General features: G+C 46.1%; 12 protein-coding genes. 10 read left to right on the top strand and 2 right to left on the bottom strand.

All coding sequences use genetic code 11. The features are described from left to right. Positions 1-58: 58 nt before the first annotated feature. The 10 genes from ABZR88_RS08360 (at position 59) to ABZR88_RS08315 (ending at position 15,459) form a co-directional block, all read left to right on the top strand. On the top strand, positions 59-3,439 hold the full coding sequence (locus tag ABZR88_RS08360) for a TonB-dependent receptor (RefSeq protein ID WP_107828534.1): 3,381 nt from the start codon (positions 59-61) through the stop codon (positions 3,437-3,439). Positions 3,440-3,450: 11 nt separating this feature from the next. Beyond that, a complete protein-coding gene (locus ABZR88_RS08355) occupies positions 3,451-5,316 on the top strand; it encodes a RagB/SusD family nutrient uptake outer membrane protein (RefSeq protein ID WP_107828533.1) in 1,866 nt (621 codons plus the stop codon). 23 nt (positions 5,317-5,339) lie between these two features. Beyond that, complete coding sequence (locus ABZR88_RS08350) at positions 5,340-7,019, top strand: DUF4957 domain-containing protein (protein ID WP_107828532.1); 1,680 nt, start codon at positions 5,340-5,342, stop codon at positions 7,017-7,019. A gap of 999 nt (positions 7,020-8,018) precedes the next feature. Next, positions 8,019-8,681: a Crp/Fnr family transcriptional regulator gene (locus ABZR88_RS08345; RefSeq protein WP_107828531.1), complete on the top strand. Its 663-nt coding sequence runs from the start codon at positions 8,019-8,021 to the stop codon at positions 8,679-8,681. Between the two features lie 52 nt (positions 8,682-8,733). Beyond that, on the top strand, positions 8,734-9,543 hold the full coding sequence (locus ABZR88_RS08340; protein WP_245917036.1) for a sulfite exporter TauE/SafE family protein: 810 nt from the start codon (positions 8,734-8,736) through the stop codon (positions 9,541-9,543). Positions 9,544-9,612: 69 nt separating this feature from the next. Continuing rightward, positions 9,613-11,034, top strand: coding sequence for a rhodanese-like domain-containing protein (locus ABZR88_RS08335; protein WP_245917035.1), 1,422 nt, complete (start codon positions 9,613-9,615; stop codon positions 11,032-11,034). Positions 11,035-11,050: 16 nt separating this feature from the next. Continuing rightward, positions 11,051-11,608 carry a YeeE/YedE family protein gene (locus tag ABZR88_RS08330; RefSeq protein ID WP_107828530.1) on the top strand — a complete coding sequence of 186 codons (558 nt, stop codon included), beginning with the start codon at positions 11,051-11,053 and terminating at the stop codon, positions 11,606-11,608. 2 nt (positions 11,609-11,610) lie between these two features. Continuing rightward, positions 11,611-12,024 (top strand): DUF6691 family protein, encoded by a 414-nt coding sequence (locus ABZR88_RS08325; protein WP_107828529.1) that lies wholly within the window; start codon positions 11,611-11,613, stop codon positions 12,022-12,024. 317 nt (positions 12,025-12,341) lie between these two features. Then, entirely contained in the window at positions 12,342-13,244 is a 903-nt protein-coding gene (locus tag ABZR88_RS08320; protein WP_107828528.1) for a DMT family transporter, read from the top strand. 388 nt (positions 13,245-13,632) lie between these two features. After that, entirely contained in the window at positions 13,633-15,459 is a 1,827-nt protein-coding gene (locus ABZR88_RS08315; protein ID WP_107828527.1) for a mechanosensitive ion channel family protein, read from the top strand. On the opposite strand, the gene ABZR88_RS08310 is transcribed toward ABZR88_RS08315, so the two are convergent. Beyond that, positions 15,426-16,781, bottom strand: a complete 1,356-nt coding sequence (locus tag ABZR88_RS08310) for a chloride channel protein (RefSeq protein WP_107828526.1) — start codon at positions 16,779-16,781, stop codon at positions 15,426-15,428. The genes ABZR88_RS08315 and ABZR88_RS08310 overlap by 34 nt on opposite strands. After that, positions 16,778-18,124, bottom strand: a complete 1,347-nt coding sequence (locus ABZR88_RS08305; RefSeq protein WP_146166528.1) for a hypothetical protein — start codon at positions 18,122-18,124, stop codon at positions 16,778-16,780. Before ABZR88_RS08305 ends, ABZR88_RS08310 begins: the two co-directional genes overlap by 4 nt. Positions 18,125-18,255 lie beyond the last annotated feature (131 nt).

Here is an 18,255-nt window from a genome sequence, read left to right as displayed (position 1 = left end):
GTATTTCCAGGGACAGCGTCCCGCTATTTTTTCCAAAACCAATATTAAACCGCAACACATGAATAAGAAACTTTTACTTCTTCTTAATCCCCAATTTAACAATGGCCAGGCACGCAAGCGCAGACGCATTGCCGGCCTGGCCGCCCTATTGTTTTTACTGCTGCCTGCAATTGTATCTGCCAGTGGCAACAACGCATCCATCCTGCCAGCCATTATTAGCCAGAAAGATATTTTAATATCCGGTGTGGTTAAAGACAAATCCGGCGAGGCCATTCCAGGCGTAACCGTAAAGGTGAAGGGCACCGGCACCGTGACCACCACTAACACCAAGGGCCAATACATGATTCGCGTACCGGCCCCAGAGTCTGCGATCGTATTTTCGTTCATCGGCTATAAAACCAGCGAGGTGTCTGTAGGCGCACAAACCACCATCAACGTAACCTTGCAGGAAGACGCAACGGCATTGAACGAAGTGGTGGTAGTGAACGTGGGCTACGGCACCGTAAGCAAAGAACGACTGGCCGGCGCTGTATCATCCATCACCTCAAAAGATGTTGCCGATTTCCCGGTATCCAGCGTTGCCGAAGCATTGGCTGGTAAACTGGCCGGTGTATCTGTTAACACTACAGAGGGCGCCCCTGGCGCACTCATCAACGTTACGGTAAGGGGCGGTACCTCTATCACCCAGGATAACTCGCCGTTATTTATTGTAGACGGTTTCCCGATGGATAATGCATTGTCGGTGCTTTCGCCAAACGAAATTCAGAGCATCGATGTGCTGAAAGACGTAGCATCTACCTCCATCTACGGTTCAAGGGGCGCCAATGGCGTGTTTATCATCACCACCAAATCCGGCAAAAAAGGGCGTACCGTGGTTTCATTTGATATGTATGCCGGTGTGCGCAAGATCACAAACTATCTGGAAATGATGAAGCCATATGATTATGTACAGGCGCAATTATCACAAAGTTTCCAGCATTACAATGGCTACCTGCTAACAGATACCGCCAACATCAACGGCTTTTATAAAACCTATGGCAACCCTGCCGATTTTGATATTTACAAGAGCCTGCCTGCTGTAAACTGGCAGCAACGGGTTTTTGGCCGCAGCGCATTATCCAACACGCAGAACCTCTCCATCAATGGCGGTAGCGATGCCAGTATTTACAGCATCATTTTTAACCGTTACTCTGAAGATGGCATTATGCTGGCTTCAGGCCTGGATCGCATGTTCGGTTCATTTAGGTTTGAGAACCAGGTGAGCAAGGGTTTCCGGGTAGGCGTTAATGCCCGCTACAGCAATCAGCTGGTGGTTGGCTCGGGAACATCATCTAAGGGCAGCAACGGTTCTATCTTAAATATCACCCGTTATCAGCCTTATGATGCCACATCAAACCTGCAGATCAATGATCCCGATGCTAACTTTGATACGGCCATTGACCTGAGCAACCCAACTACCTTTGCTACTCGCGATATGTCGCGCGGATTGTCCAAGCAATTTGTGGGCAGCGGCTTTCTAAGCATTAATATTCTGCCCAGCCTGACGTTCCGCTCTAATATAGGTTATACCGCAAATCAAACGGACAATAAAAGCTTTAGAGGGGTAACTCAGTTTAAAGTAAGTTCATACTCCAACCTGGCTTTGTATACCGGCTATCCGTATGTAGATCTTGCCAAAGGTAATTCAGCCACTATTAACAATAGTAACGTATTAAGCTATTCTAAAACGCTTGGTAAAAACCACCGGGTAGATGTAGTAGTTGGTCAGGAACTGAACAAGATAGATAACGATAGCTTTACCCAAAACATCCAATATTTCCCGCCTTCGGTAACCTGGCAAAGTGCGTTTGCCAACGTGCAGCAGGCTAACCCGCCGCCGGGTAGTATACAGGCGCCATCATATACCAATGTGGGTGGCGAACGCCTGTTCTCTTACTTCGGCAGGGTTATGTATTCGTATCAGAACAGGTATAACCTTAACCTGTCTTTCAGAAGAGATGGTTCATCAAAATTTGCGGAAAATAACCGCTGGTCAAACTTCCCGTCGGCGCAGTTTGCCTGGAGGGTATCAGACGAATCATTTTATAAGAACCTGAATTTAAACTGGATGAATGGCCTAAAACTAAGATTAAGCTATGGCACCGCCGGCAACAATCGCGTTAATGGCGACAGACTATATGCCACCACTTTCTTAACCAGTCCAACCGCGGGTGGTTACTCGGTAACAGATAACTCGCAAACCAGCGGCTATTATTCAGATCACCTGGCCAACCCCGATCTGAAATGGGAATCAACCGTTTCTAAGAACATTGGTCTGGACATCGACCTGTTCAACTCGCGCGTTACTGCATCGGTAGATGTTTACTCAAACACTACCAATAACCTGTTGCTCAATACCAACATCCCGCAGCAAACGGGTTATCTCACCCAGTTCCAGAACATCGGCTCTACCCGCAATCAGGGTTTAGAAGTGCAGATCTCCAGCGATATTGTGCGCAATAAAAACTTCACTTACAACGCCTCATTCAATATCTCGTTTAACCGCAACGTGGTTCTGTCGCTTAACCAGGCAGGTTCTTCTACCTATGGCTATGCCGTATCATCAGGCTGGGGCAATACGGAAGAGGATTACTACGTACAGGTTGGCAAGCCGGTAGGTTTGTTCTACGGCTATGTATATGACGGATTTTACAAGATGAGCGATTTTGACCGCGCAACTTATGAGGCCAGCTTGCCAAGCCACCCTACCAACCCAACCTGGAAACTGAACCCTGGCGTAGCCGACGCCTCTTCAAAGTTTGGCACCAGCGTATATCCAGGTAAAATCAAACTGAAAGATCTGGATGGCGATGGCGTCATTACCAGTAATGACAAAACCGTTATCGGGCATTACCAGCCGCTGTTTTATGGCGGCTTTAACCAGCAGTTCCGTTACAAGGCTTTTGATATGAGTGTTTTTATGAACTACTCATACGGCAACCAAACTTATAACGCAACCAAAATGGCGCTGAGCATTCAATACCAGGTAAACGGTAACAACTACCCGGCGGCATTTGCCAATAGCTTTAAATATTTTGACCAGGCCGGCAACTACATCACCAACTGGGATCAGCTGACTGCCATGAACGCCAATGCATCTATCTATGCGCCACGCACAGGAACCTTGCTACCAACAAGTTATGGTGTAGAAGATGCCTCATTTTTACGCATCACCAACGTAACGCTGGGCTATACACTGCCCGCCAAACTGATAGAGCGTTTAGGATGGCTGTCTAAATTCAGGATCTATGCTACAGTTAACAACCTGTATACCTTCACCAAGTATACCGGCTATGACCCTGAAGCCAGCACTCGCGGCACCGCGCTAACTCCCGGTGTAGATTATTCGGCCTATCCGCGCAGCCGTTACATTCTTGCAGGTATCAATCTTTCATTTTAATAACAGAAACCATGAATATCCGATCAAAATATTGTTTACTGGCGGCAGTGGCCTGCCTGTCGGTAATAACCTCATGTAAAAAGTTCCTCGATTTTCAGTCGCCATCGGCACTCAATATCGATCAGACCTTTGCAACCACAGACAATACCAATAACGAAATCATCAGTATCTACAACAAAGCAGCGGGCCGTTCTGCCTTTGGCTCCAACCTAGCATATGTATTGCCTGCCGGTGCCGATGATTTTTCTGCCCAGGGTGCGGCCAGTTTTGACCCAACGCAGAACTACGCCATCTCCAACTACGGCGAAAACTCAAATACAGGGAGCCTGTTCGATACCTTTAACCAGCTTTATGCTGGTATTGAACGTGCCAATATTGCCTGTAAATACATCCCCCTGTCGCCAGCCTATACCGGTACCTCAGCTTCCGACAAGCTGATTATGCAACGTTATTATGGCGAAGCGCTGGCCCTGCGTGCGTTATTTTATTATGAACTGATTATTAACTGGGGGGATGTACCTGCCACCTGGACACCATCTGCAGATGCCCCAACCCAGTTTATCAAAAACACAGACAGAGACAGCACATACGATAAAATTCTGGATGATCTCAAACTGGCATCAACCTATGTGGGCTGGCGTACAGACTTGCCCGATTACGGCTCTTTCCGCCTAACCAAAGCGGCCATTAAAGCGCTGCGTGCCCGCATTGCGCTGGCCCGTGGCGGTTATTCGCTACGTACCCAAACCCACACCATGGAGCGCCGTAATGATTACCAGAAATACTATCAGATTGCTTTTGATGAGTGTAATGACATCATCCAATCGGGCCAGCACCAATTGAACCCGGTTTATGAAAATATTTTTAAAACCCTGCACTCGCCTACCCGCTATGATGATGCGCACGAGCTGATTTTTGAGATTGCCATGTGGGGCGGTATGAATGACAGCGATCTGGCCAGATCATACGGAACGGGCTTTAACAACAGCCCAACCTGGGGCAAGGCCGGTGGCGGCCCTAACGGCGTACCTACTTACTTCTATGAGTTTCAAAACGGTACAGACGCACGCAGAGACGTTACGCTATCAACCTACCTTGTAGGCGATAAGGAAGCAAAATCTGTAAACGGACTTACCGGCTTGCAGTGTGGCAAGTTCAGAAAATCATGGACATCGTTCACCTCAGCTTCTACCCTGCTCACTTTCGGGGTTAACTGGCCGGTGGTGAGGTATGCCGATGTGCTGCTGATGTATGCAGAAGCAGCCAATGAGCTGCAAACCAACGGCGTTATTACGCCACTACAAGCATTGCAGCTGGTGCAAAAGCGTGCTTATGGCACCAACCCCATACCGGTTACGCCAACTGATAAAACAGGCTTCTTCAATGCAATTGCACGCGAAAGGTTACTGGAATTTGGCGGCGAAGGCTTGCGCAAATATGACCTGATCCGCTGGAATCTGCTGGCCGCTAAGATTAATGAGGTAAAGGCCAAATTACCTTTCCTCACTGCGGGCGCATCAACCGTAAACAACCCTTATAACTACGTGCCAGATTACGTTTACTTCTTGCCAACCACTTTTGGCAACAAAGAATGCTCAACCGAAGAGTCAACAATTAACCTGTACGGCGGCAATAACAACGTGGCTTATTACACGGCTAATACGGCGGTACCAAGCGGCTACACCCGGTCATACTGGCGCGCGCAGCTGGGTATTTGGAGCGGCGGCGTGCTCACCAAATCTGAGTTTATTACCGACCCGAACAGGGGTTTTATCTGCAAATTCCAGGAAAACAAGAGTGAATTGCTGCCCTATCCGCAGAAAGTAATGATTGAAAACCGGGGCGCGATCATTCAGAACTACGGTTACACACAGTAAGATTTAGTTTTTAAGAACACGATATGAAATCAAAACAAAAAACATTTCAGCTCTTTTTGCTGATGCTGATATCGCTGGCATTTTGCGCCTGCGTAAAATCTATAGATGGCGTGGTAGATGATGCCTCCACCAATCGTCCGTTTGTGCCTTACAGTTTCTCGGTTAAAACATCGAAAGACTCGGCCAAGTTTCTGTGGACGGCTCCCGTTCTATCAGCCGGAAAAAGATATACTTATACCGTAGACGTAGCACAGGACTCTACATTTGGCAAAATAGATTTTACCAAAACTTTAGACACCCTGGGCTTTGTAGTGGTTGACCCCACACTAACCGTTGCCAAAAAGTATTTTGCGCGCCTGCGGGTAAACGGCTTTAAGGGCTCACAACCATCCAATTATTATTACCTCACCAAACCGTTCTCCATCCCGGGGTTAAATTATCTGCGGGTAATCCGCGATTTTGAGGTTACCCCAACCACCGCATTAATCCACTGGTATACCAATGCTAATACTACCGATATCAATAAGGTGGTGCTTTCTGTTGATGGGGTGCAAGCCGCTTCTTATGATATCTCGCCTGCAGAGAACGCCAGCGGCGCTAAACTGCTGGATAAGCTGACGCCTAATACCAAATACAGTTTACAGGTTTTTGCCGGTACTAAAAGCAAGGGAACATTGTCATTCGCTACCCCAAAAACGCTGGTGTTTACCACGATACTTAACTCTGGCGGTGACCTGGCCGGCGCTATCACCGCCGCTGCCGATGGCGACGTGATTGGCCTAAACCCCGGCACCTATACTTTAAGCAGTATTTACACCATGACTGGCAAAAGCGTAACCATTGCCTCGGTTTCAAACAAACCTGCCGATACCAAGGTTAAGGTTAGGGAGCTGGATGTGTTAGGTACCAACGGCGGTATAAACCTGATTGGCCTTGATCTGGATGGCAATTACAGCGGTACATCTTACGGCACGCAGTTCCTGGTTATTAAAGGCGCAGCAGCAGGCGGCGACCCGGCCAACTTTGCCGATGTGCGGATTGATAACTGCTACATTCATGATTTTACCCGATGCCTGTTGATTGCCAACAACGCCACAACCGTCAACACACAAACCATCAAATCATTTACTATCAATAATTGCATCATTTACAACATTGATAAGGCGGGGACCAGCACCTATTATACCCTGAGTATGGAAAAGCTGTTGTTTAACAACCTCAACATCACCAAATCAACGTTCTATAACATGGGCGCTGGTATGATTAATATGGGCACTACACTGGCAGCCAGTACCATTTTGCCGACAATTAACATTGACTATTGTACCTTCAATAACTTTGGGGGCAGCAATAAATACCTGTTAATTGATGCCAACAACAACAAGATCAGCTATACGCTTAAAAACTCTATCCTGGCTAACTCACCGCAAGCCGGATCTATCAACGGTACGGCATTTAGGGGCACCGGCGCTGGTAGTGTGCTTGATTTTCTGAACAATGATTATTTCCAGTTAAACTCTACCGCCGGGGCTACTACACCGCTGGTTTTAACAGGATTAAACCAGGTAGCTTGTCTCAGCATAAACCTCGGTTGGACAGCCACCACGCAAAATTTTAGCCTGGCTGCACTGCCCGATGCAAACCCAGTGCTAACGCTAAGCTCAAGCGCTAACACCGTGGGCGATCCGCGCTGGGCTTATTGATCTCTATATTCTTACAGCTATTAATGATGCCAAACAAAAGGCCGGATCAAATGACCCGGCCTTTTCGCATTTAAACTTTTGTTGCTTGTAAGATTTTTAATTCCGTTTACTATCCGAAACAAACGGATCTATGGTTTTAATACCGCTATCACTATTAAAATGAATCTGAGTTGCCTTGATGTTTCTCAGCCAGTTTTTATTGGAAAGTTCTGTATCATGATAAAAAAGGTACCAATTGTTTTTATATGGAATGATGGGTGGTCCAACCTTGAACAGATAATAATATTATGCCACGATAAGTAAACGGACCATAAGGATCCCTTTTAGCTGCATAAACCTTGTTTTGAAATATAGACACAATGAATGCCTCAATAGAACTATGCGAATCTGGACGTGTTTTGACATTTTCGTTAAAACAAAAAAGCCTGTAAATTATGTATTTACAGGCTTTTGACAGTTTTTGATTGATTATCTGGCGGTGAGGGAGGGATTCGAACCATCTCCTGTTTTCGATTGATAATCAATCTTTTATACAAAAGCCCAAAACCTGTCACAATGAATATCACAACGCTTTTTTGAGCCGTTTTTAGCTGCAAATCTCATCCGTAAAGATACGAACGCTCCATCCCACATTTTATCTTTTTTAAAAATACAGATCTAACAACGGCCATACTCGAGCGAACTTCAGACGAACTTAGATTCAAAGGGGCTCTCATCCGTAGTTCATTCCAATGGCTAATTTTCATGACTTAACAATTCATTAGTTAAAGTTCATAACCTGATACTCGTTAATAAATGACTTGTAGTAGTTTGCCAGCTGACCTATCCTGGTATAAGGGTGTTTAGTGGTTACCCACGGCCCTCATAACGTAATCAGTCGGGGCCGTGGAAAAAGAAAACAAGCGTTATACTAGTCTTTTATATCACCTCATAATTGAATGCGCCAAAATAATAGGTCGCCATACATGGTATTATGCTTACTTTTACTAAGCTTGAATTATGAATGCTGCTAGAATTACAAACACCGAAGATTATCTTAAAAAGTGGTTCCCGCAGTTTGAACCCGATTTACGACTTTTCATCCAACAGCATGCTACGCTGAAGCTGTTTAAGGCGGGCGAGTTACTGATGCAAACCGGGCAGTATATGAAAGCGACGGTATTGATTACGGCAGGCCGTATAAAACTTTACCGGCAGGGAGAAGATGGCGGAGAATTTTTTATCTACTACATTGAACCTGGCAATGCCTGTGCATTATCCATGATCTGCGCAACAAAACAGGAAACCAGCCAAATAACCGCCAGGGCCGTAGAAGATACAATGACGCTAATGATCCCTATTATATATATGGATGAAATGATGCGCCAATATAAAAGCTGGTACTATTATGTTCTGGAAACTTACCGTGTCAGATTTGAGGAATTGCTTACCGTTATTGACGATATTGCTTTTCGCGCGATGGATGAGCGGCTTTTCTTTTACCTACAGAAACAGCACCGGCAACTTAAAACCGATGAGCTGCGATTTTCTCATACAGAGATTGCTACGGATCTAAACTCGTCCAGGGAAGTCATATCCCGACTGCTGAAGAAAATGGAACAACGCGGTGACGTTAGCTTGCACCGTAATTTTATAAAGTGGTTGCGAAAAGACGAAGTGTGACCTAAGTCACCGTTATTTATACGGCAGACAATCATCTTTGGACAACATGTCAATGATGATGATAATAATAGCATATAGCGCAGCCGCTTTGATCGGCATATCTTTAGGGTTGATTGGTGGAGGAGGCTCCATTCTTACCGTTCCGGTGTTGGTTTATCTTTTTGGCCTCGATCCGCTTTTAGCCACCTCATATTCGTTATTTATAGTGGGCACTACCAGCTTGGCGGGGGCTGTTGATTACTATCGCCAGGGGGAAGTAAGCATTAAAACGGCGTTGTTATTTGGGTTGACTTCTATCTCTACTGTCTTCGCCACGCGGAAATATCTGATATTACTTATCCCTCATACGTTGTTAAAACTCGGACACTTCGCATTAACACGGAACATTGTTTTGATGGTGCTATTTGCACTGCTGATGATTGCCGCTGCAACAGCTATGATACGCAGCGCAAATAAGGCCGGTACTAAAAAGGGCGGCGACCGTAATATCAGTATAACCAAACTGTTGTTGTACGGAATTGCAATAGGCCTGGCTACCGGCATCCTGGGCGCCGGCGGCGGCTTTTTGTTAATACCCACCTTAGTATTGCTGGTGGGCCTGCCTATGAAAGAGGCGGTAGGTACTTCGCTGCTTATCATTGCGCTTAACTCACTGATAGGTTTTACGGGTGATCTGGGCCACTTCCCGATAGACTGGCTGTTCTTGCTGAAAATTACCGTGATTGCCATAGCAGGCATATTTACAGGCAGTATGCTCAGTAAAAAAATTAATGGGCAAAAGCTAAAAAAAGGCTTTGGCTGGTTTGTACTGGTAATGGGTAGCTTTATTATAATTAAGGAACTGCTGTTTAAAAATTATTAAAACGTACGTGACTTTGGTCACCGTTATTCCACTTGTTACTGTTGATCTTTGATAAACTAAAATCTCCTGATGATGATCATTGAACAAATTTATACCGGATGCCTCGCTCAGGGAGCGTATTACATCCAATCGGGCAATGAGGCGGCCATCGTTGATCCCTTGCGCGAAGTAGAACCTTACATCAGAAAAGCAAAGGCGGCCGGTGCAATAATTAAATATGTCTTTGAAACCCATTTTCATGCCGATTTTGTTTCCGGACATCTGGACCTGGCTAAAAAAACTGGCGCCACAATTGTTTATGGTCCAACGGCCCAGCCAGCGTTCAAAGCGCATGTGGCCAAAAACAACGAAATATTTAAACTGGGTGAAATAAGCATTCAGTTGTTGCATACACCAGGGCATACCCTTGAGTCTGTGTGCCTTTTGGTGCTTGACGAGCAGGGCCGCCAGACCGGCCTTTTCTCAGGCGATACATTGTTTATTGGGGATGTAGGACGGCCTGACCTTGCGCAAAAAGCAGCGCATATGACACAAGAAGAACTAGCGGGTATGCTATACAACTCTTTGCGTAATAGCATTATGCCGTTGAATGATGACGTGATCGTTTACCCCGCCCATGGCGCTGGTTCGGCTTGCGGCAAAAACATGAGTAAAGAAACCACCGATACTTTGGGTAACCAAAAAAAATACAACTACGCTTTGCGTGCCGATATGACCAGGGATGAGTTTGTTAAAGAAGTTACCCGTGGACTAATGCCGCCGCCACCTTACTTTCCGGTGAATGTGAGGCTTAACAAAGAGGGGTATGAAAGTGTTGACGTGGTATTAAAACATGGCAAACGGCCTTTATCAGTAACTACATTTGAAGCTACGGCCAATGAAACCGGCGCCATTATACTCGATACGCGTTCGCCCGAGGTTTTTGCTAAAGGATATATTCCAAAATCAATCAATATTGGCATTAAAGGCAGCTTTGCGCCGTGGGTTGGCGCTTTAATTGCCGATATCAATCAACCTATCCTGATTGTAGCGGAAGAAGGGCAAACCGAAGAAGTTGTTACCCGACTGGCACGCGTAGGCTATGATAACGCACTGGGTTACCTTGAAGGTGGGTTTAAAGCCTGGAAAACCGCCGGAAAAGAAATTGACAGTGTGGAATCTGTAACGGCCGATGACGTAAGTGTACGAACACAAGGCAACATATTATTTAATCTGATGGATGTGCGCAAGAAAAGCGAATACGACGCTGAGCATGTTATTGGTGCATTAAATGTTCCGTTAGATTATATTAATGAGCACCTAAGCGAGGTAGATAAGCATAAAACTTACTTTGTGCATTGTGCCGGCGGTTACCGGTCTATGATCTTTATTTCTATACTAAAAGCAAGAGGGTACAATAGATTGATCAATATAGCCGGCGGGTTTAAGGCCTTTAAAGAAAGCGATAAGTTTGAGTTAAGCCCATATGTTTGCCCCAGTACAATGCTGTAATTTTTAATAGAACGCTATGTTTGAATTTATAAAACAACCCTGGCCCTGGTATATATCAGGTACGGCCATTGCCTTTATTATGGTCCTACTTTTGTATTTTGGCAAGTCATTCGGGTTTTCATCTAATCTTCGTACAATCTGTATCCTTGCAGGGGCCGGTAAGAGCAATAATTTTTTTGATTTTGACTGGAAAACGCAACGCTGGAATCTACTATTTCTGCTGGGCGCCGTTGCCGGCGGTTTCATGGCCGGAACCATTTTAAAAAATGATGCGCCACTTCAGTTATCAACTGCTACCATTACAGATCTCAAGGCTTTGCACATCCCGTTTGATGGTAGGCTAAATCCATCTGCTATTTTTAACTGGCATTTTGCTTTGAGTCTCAAGGGAGTGATGATCTTCTTAGGCGGTGGTTTTCTTGTTGGCTTTGGTTCCAGATATGCCGGCGGCTGCACATCGGGGCATGCCATCAGCGGTTTATCAAATTTGCAACTGCCATCGCTGTGGGCCGTGATAGGCTTTTTTGTCGGCGGACTAATTATGACACATTGGTTGTTACCTTTAATTTTTTAACAATGAAAGTAATCCGTTTTGTTATTACCGGCATTATATTCGGCATAATTATGGTTAAATCCGAAGCTGCTTCCTGGTACCGTATACAAGAGATGTTCCGTTTCCAATCATTTCAAATGTATGGTATTATTGGTACGGCGATTATATTAGGAATGATTTCTGTTTACCTGATCAAAAAATTTCAGGTTAAAGATACGCAGGGCCACCCTATCAGCTTTCAGAACAAGGATAAGCGCTGGCCCAAATATATAATCGGCGGGGTGATCTTTGGCCTAGGCTGGGCTTTAACCGGTGCGTGCCCCGGCCCCATGTTTATCAACCTGGGCTACGGTTACTCTAGCTTTTTGATTATTATATTAGGCGCTTTATTGGGCACTTATGTTTATGGGCTGATCAGGCAATATCTTCCGCATTAACCTTGGTAATTATACCGGGTTAATATGGAATTTCTACAGAATAACTTTAAATGACGTAACTAAAAACGAGCATAACGATGTGAATGATGGCGCCTCAATCTTTGCCTCCCTGTTAACCATTGCTGTAAAGGCGGTCCCAATACTTCACACAATATTTCGACCTAAGCCGCTGAACGAACTTTGTTGCGTGTTTTTGCTGCTGAATTTGTGGCCCGCAAGATCCGCGTGAATAGTTTTGCCATCATCTATCGCCACGCCGGTCCTTGAAAAATGAGTCGCCAATACATCAAAACGGTCTTTTCATTGTTAAATAAAACATGAAGAGACAAGTAGATACCACAACTTACCTGATGCTTTTCTTTGGTATGGTGCTTTTTGGTAGCGCCACGCCGCTTAGTAAATTGGTCACACCACATTTTCCGGTGTTTATTGCTGGCAGTCTACGGGTATTGCTGGCATTCCTGGTGCTTTTACCTTTTATTAAGCTAACGCGTCTCAGAAATTATAAAGGTCGTGACCGTTGGCTGCTGCTGGGCATCGCATTGTTCGGTGTACTGGGCTTTACTGCGCTAATGCTTTATGGTATGAAGTTGGTGACCGGGGTGACCGGTAGTATTGTGATGAGCGGCACCCCTGCCGTCACCGCTGCATTTTCCATATTGTTCTTCAAAGATGCACTTACCTGGAAAAAGCTCGTGGCTTTACTCCTAGCCATTTCAGGTGTATTAGTGTTGCAATGGAAAGGAGATCCGTCAGGCGGGACGCGTCCTTGGCTGGGCGTTATACTGATCTTTGCTGCCGTTTGTTGCGAAGCGGGTTACACATTAATGGGAAAGGCACTGACCAAAAACTTTCCGCCGGAGGAAATAGCCGGACTGTCAGCTTTAATCGCCGTGGGTCTATTTATTCCATTCGCCAGTTGGCAGGTACCGAAACTGGATTTAGCAAAAGTGTCGATAAGGGATTGGCTGGCGCTGACGGCCTATGGATTGGTCACCATGGGCCTAGGCTCCGTATTATGGTATAAGGGCTTAGCTCGCGTCGAGGGCACGATAGCGGCCTCGTTTATGGGGGTCATGCCGGTCAGCGCCCTGCTCCTGTCCTATCTTTTGTTAGGCGAAAAATTCCGTTGGCTGCACATGGCCGGTTTTGCGCTGGTATTCTGCGGCGTATTACTAATGATCAGCGTACACCGCGATATGGCGCGAAAAATGAAATAAAATACAATCACCGAGAGTAAATATTATTACCATCAAAAGCCTACTTTGAAGATCAACTGGACACCTTTCAAGGCTACATCGAATAAAGGTTTTGCCGTACAGAGCCAGCTCACGAACGAATGGGAACCTTTGACGACTATGAGCATTGGTTATTTCGACATTTCCAGGCGGATCTTCACGCTTTAATAGACACTGGGATCGGCCTGGTCTTGGAGCAAGGAGGAATAATTGACAAAACCGATTCAGATTGTCTTAGACAACAGATCTAAGATGGCTGACAGTCTATAATATTGGCAACCTAATGATATTAAACCGAAAGTATTAAGGAATCTGTAAGTCGAATTTGACCGAATTTGCACAAATAACCCGAAAGCCTGATATTACCTATATGAAATTATTTCTCTTTGCCGTTTTGGTTTTTATTCAGCAGCCTGCCGATACGCTGCCGCCCAAACAGGTGGACGCGCAATTGCTAATCATCCAGCGCCTTTCGGCCGAACGAGCGACAGATTCATTACGTAGGCAGGGACTGGAACAGCAGGTCGCCAAACTTTCAGGTAATGATGCCAAACGCCTGGCATTATTGCGCCAGTTGGATTCGATCAAGGCCAGCGATTCCACCAAGCTGTCCCGGCAAAAGCAGCAGGTTGATTCTTTACGAAAATTTGTCAAAGGCTATCCGGTTGTGCTTTTAAACGATACTTTATTCTCGCTTTACGCACGCCAAGGTAGCTTTACTGCCATAGAACGAGCTTCAGCTGTCGAATCGCGGATCAAAACTTTAGCAAGCGACCGTTTATTTACCGCGTCCAAACTACAGGTAGTAAACGCCGAGCAAACCACCGATCTGGTATATGGAGATCAGCTTATCTTATCGCTATCCACTACTGATGGCTTATGGGGGCATTTGACGAAAGAACAACTTGCCCGAAAATATCATGATCGGATTATCCAAGGCTTGAGGGCATATGAAGCCGATACACAATGGAGCGCTTTAGCCAAAGAGGCCGGGTTAGCCTTGGCGGTCATTTTGGTGGCAATCTTGCTTATTACGCTCATTATCCGGATGACCCGCAGACTGGAACGCCAGATCCAGGGCAGCGAACACCACTGGTTCGGCGGCTTGCATATCCGCAATTACGAATTGGTGAATAGCGGTCAGGCCCGACAGGTTTTATCTTCCATCGTTACTCTCGTTAAATGGCTGCTCATCATTCTGGTTGTTTATTTTGCCATACCTATCGTCTTTGGCTTTTTCCCTTACACTCGTGAACTGTCAGGTACGCTGTTCGGCTATGTGATGGCGCCGTTACACCGTATCGGCTCAGCCATCTGGGCTTATATTCCTAATCTGATCACCATCTTAGTACTCTGTTTAGTATTTCGCTACGCACTTAGGTTTTTGCGTTTCCTAAAACGGGAGATCGAACACGGCAAGCTCAGTATTCCTGGTTTTTATCCTGACTGGGCCAACCCGACCTATCAGATAATTCGTGTACTGGTACTGGCATTCATGCTTATCGTAATTTTTCCTTATTTGCCCGGCTCAGACTCGCCGATTTTTAAAGGTGTATCAGTATTCATGGGTGTGCTCTTTACCTTCGGTTCAGCGGGCGCCCTAGGCAATGTTGTAGCCGGATTGGTACTGACGTACATGCGGGCTTTCAAACTCGGCGACCGGGTACAGATTGGCGAAGTAACCGGCGATGTGATACAAAAAACTTTGTTGGTAACCCGGGTTCGAACTATAAAAAACGAGATCATTTCCATCCCCAACTCCACGGTGATGAATAATCATACGGTCAATTATAGTAGCGAAAGTAACACCACTGGATTGATTCTGCACACTTCAGTGACCATCGGTTATGACGCACCCTGGCGACAAGTGCATGAATTGCTGATCAATGCAGCGCTTCAAACAACGCTGATCGAACATAAGCCGAAGCCTTTTGTGCTGCAAACCAGTCTGGAAGATTATTATGTTAGCTATCAGATCAATGCTTATACCCGTTCGCCTGGAAAACAAGCGGTTATTTATTCTGAACTTCACGCACTGATACAGGACAAATTTAACGAGGCCGGTGTTGAGATTATGTCGCCGCATTACAGAGCGGTGCGCGATGGTAACACAACCACCATCCCGGCAGATTATTTGCCCAAAGATTACACGCCGCCAGCTTTTCAGGTTCGGTCAACCGATGAAAGGCCTTCCTGAGTGTGATGTTCGTGCCGATGTAGTTTGACAATATATTGCAGTTTCAAGTATTCGTAGAGCGAATGTTTGCTCACAATTGTAGCTATCAGGCTGGCGCATATGCCGGAGAGCATAAGAAAAAAAATCACACTGTGACGATCTGTCATTTCCAACACTAGAATAGCCGATGTAAAAGGCGACCGGGTGATGCCCGTCAGAAAGGCGACCATGCCCGCCAGGATCAAAATATTAGTATCCGATGATGCCAGGTGAAGTAAACCGGCAGCAAAGGAGCCGATGGTTGCACCGGCAGCCAGTGAGGGAGCAAAAATGCCACCGGACGCTCCGGTGGTAAAAGACAATACCGGTCCGATAATCCGCATCAGTGGTACCTGCCAGCCCACATGTTTAGCATTTGTAAATAACAGGGAGGTCATTTGTGGCTTACCAGAGCCAATAATACTGCCATTAATACTGTAAGCAATAGTGCTAAGCAGCAATGCACAACCGACAACATAGAATGCTTCACTAGTCTTACCTTTCAAGCGATCTTTCCAGTTGAGCACTTTTAAAATGATCCAGCCCATAAAACTGCCTGATAGCCCTGCAAGCAGAGCGACCGGTATAACGGCCAGCAGCATGGCCGGCGCAAACTTTCCGATGATGGGGTAACCCAGGTATAAATAAGGGCCGAGGAAAGCCTGAGCAGTTAAGCCTGCCAGGATGACCGCTGTAAAAATTGCTGTCTTGAAGGAGCTGATGTGCGTACGCGCGAGTTCTTCCACGGCAAACACGATGCCACCGAGCGGCGTATTGAACGCTGCGGCCAGGCCGGCTGCGGCTCCCGTCAGGATCATATTTTTACGAGAGATCTTCGGCCACCAATCCGGCAGCCACTCATCGATCTTACGAAAAATCGTTCCCGCGATCTGGATGGTTGGCCCCTCGCGGCCGATTGCCCCACCTCCAAAGATCATCAGTAAGCTGGAGGCGATTTTGACCAACAGCATCCGCACATTCAGCAGGCGTTTGACCTGCTGGTCATTTTGGGGAGTGGTTAATTCAATTGCCGCCATCACCTGAGGAATGCCGCTGCCCCTGGCGTAGATATCTACCTGCTTTACCAATAGCCAGGCTGATAAAAAACCGATAGGTGTAAGTACAAAAATTAGCCACTCATGAGTACCGCATAATGAGCGCCCCAGTTTTTCGGACCATTCAAATAATCGGGTATAAAGCACAGCCACCAAACCGGTGATCAGCGACGCGATCCAGAACGGTAAGGCTTGTAATGCGCCTTTGCGCATTTTTCCACCGTTGATTAGCCAGTTAAACTTTCTCATTCTTTATGGGCAATCTGACTATTCACTTCTATCTCATTGAGGAGTCCCGGGACCCCTGAGGCGCTGCTGAAACTTTTTTCTGGCATCGAGGCGCTGATCTTCTCCAGGTCTGCATCTGCCTGGTCAAGTTCCTTGAATAATTTATTTAATTGGCCCAGGTGGGAATTGAATAGTTTCACCTTATTGTTATACCCATTGATCTGTACATTGTTGGCTAACGCAGCCGCGGCTTTTGAGGTATCGGGAACCATTGGTGAATAAGCAGACAAGTTATTTAAAGTCGTTCGGATTGGGCTTAGCGAGGGCGTCGGGTCTTTAGGATCGAGTGCCTGCAGCGAGAGTTCTTGCGGCTTAGGGTTGTAAGCGACCAGGCTTTTGTACTCATCGAAAATATCGTTGGTCAGTTTTTTTTCTGTCAGCACATCTTCGGCGATGATGTTTTTTTTGACGTTACTCTTAAAGCTGTTAAAGAACAGCGAAGTGAAATCATAGGCTTTGGTACGGAGCACCGCACCCTGAACCGAGTAATAATTGCTCAGCGTACGGCTCTTAGCATACATCACGCCAAGGTTGGTGCTGAAAACTTGCGTTGGTACGGCTAATGAAAGGTCTGTTTCGTTACCGAAATTAAAGAACTGCCGCCCGAACACTTCCAGGTCGTCGATACGCTCATAGGACGATAAAAAGTAAAGCCGGTAACGCGGGTATTCCTTATCCGGATTGTCAATCTGGGCGTAACAGTTTTGCAGGAAATCCTGAAAAGCTTTATCATTAAATATTTGGTAGATGTTGGCTTGCGGCGTGGGTTTCCAGCGCACCAGCGACAGGCGCGCTTTGAATTCCAGTTCGGCGGTATGATTGACACGCAGCGAATCGAACATCTTGGCGACAAAATAAGCCACCTGTGCGTTGGCCATACCCCGCTTGTCTTTATCCACCATCGCGTGCAAGCTGTCCTGGATCGTCAGATAATTTTCGCTGCTGTTCCAGAAAGAGGGTTCAAGCGGCGGTAAGAGCAGGCGGTTAGTCTTGACATCTACAAAAATAAAAGTGCCCAACGGGTAAACGTTTTGGAAATTTTTTTCCAGCATAGAGAGGCTGCTCATCGAAGTCGAATCGAGTTTGAGCAGAAAATTGAGTACTTTATTATGTTCAAGTTTAACACTCAGTCCTTCCAGCGACTCAAAACTGGTGTTGGTCTTTTCGGGGATGATGATCGGTACGTCAATCAGCTGGCTTTTAATCTTTTCCACTGCCGCGAAATCCTTTTTAATGCTCACTGAGGTTTGATCTTCACTATCCTGTCCGTAAAAAGCAATGGTGTCGCCTTTTCTTAGCGACAATTCCTTTTCTCGTACCTGGCCCGGCTCCAAGCTGAAAACCGCTTTAATTCTAACCCTACCGTCACGTTCGTTTAGGCGGTAAAATACAGCAACCTTATTTTTAGTTGTATTTCTAATTCGAAATTTAAAAC

The sequence above is a fragment of the Mucilaginibacter yixingensis genome (assembly GCF_041080815.1).
Taxonomy (GTDB): domain Bacteria; phylum Bacteroidota; class Bacteroidia; order Sphingobacteriales; family Sphingobacteriaceae; genus Mucilaginibacter; species Mucilaginibacter yixingensis.
Note: the sequence above shows the minus strand (reverse complement) of the source record. Positions and strands in the feature narration are given on the sequence as shown.

Excerpts from the sequence above, each read along its gene's own strand:
- ABZR88_RS08310 (WP_107828526.1), bottom strand. The coding sequence starts at position 16,781 with ATGAGAAAGTTTAACTGGCTAATCAACGGTGGAAAAATGCGCAAAGGC.
- ABZR88_RS08350 (WP_107828532.1), top strand. The coding sequence starts at position 5,340 with ATGAAATCAAAACAAAAAACATTTCAGCTCTTTTTGCTGATGCTGATA.
- ABZR88_RS08315 (WP_107828527.1), top strand. The coding sequence starts at position 13,633 with ATGAAATTATTTCTCTTTGCCGTTTTGGTTTTTATTCAGCAGCCTGCC.
- ABZR88_RS08320 (WP_107828528.1), top strand. The coding sequence starts at position 12,342 with ATGAAGAGACAAGTAGATACCACAACTTACCTGATGCTTTTCTTTGGT.
- ABZR88_RS08330 (WP_107828530.1), top strand. The coding sequence starts at position 11,051 with ATGTTTGAATTTATAAAACAACCCTGGCCCTGGTATATATCAGGTACG.
- ABZR88_RS08345 (WP_107828531.1), top strand. The coding sequence starts at position 8,019 with ATGAATGCTGCTAGAATTACAAACACCGAAGATTATCTTAAAAAGTGG.
- ABZR88_RS08355 (WP_107828533.1), top strand. The coding sequence starts at position 3,451 with ATGAATATCCGATCAAAATATTGTTTACTGGCGGCAGTGGCCTGCCTG.
- ABZR88_RS08335 (WP_245917035.1), top strand. The coding sequence starts at position 9,613 with ATGATGATCATTGAACAAATTTATACCGGATGCCTCGCTCAGGGAGCG.
- ABZR88_RS08340 (WP_245917036.1), top strand. The coding sequence starts at position 8,734 with ATGATGATGATAATAATAGCATATAGCGCAGCCGCTTTGATCGGCATA.
- ABZR88_RS08360 (WP_107828534.1), top strand. The coding sequence starts at position 59 with ATGAATAAGAAACTTTTACTTCTTCTTAATCCCCAATTTAACAATGGC.
- ABZR88_RS08325 (WP_107828529.1), top strand. The coding sequence starts at position 11,611 with ATGAAAGTAATCCGTTTTGTTATTACCGGCATTATATTCGGCATAATT.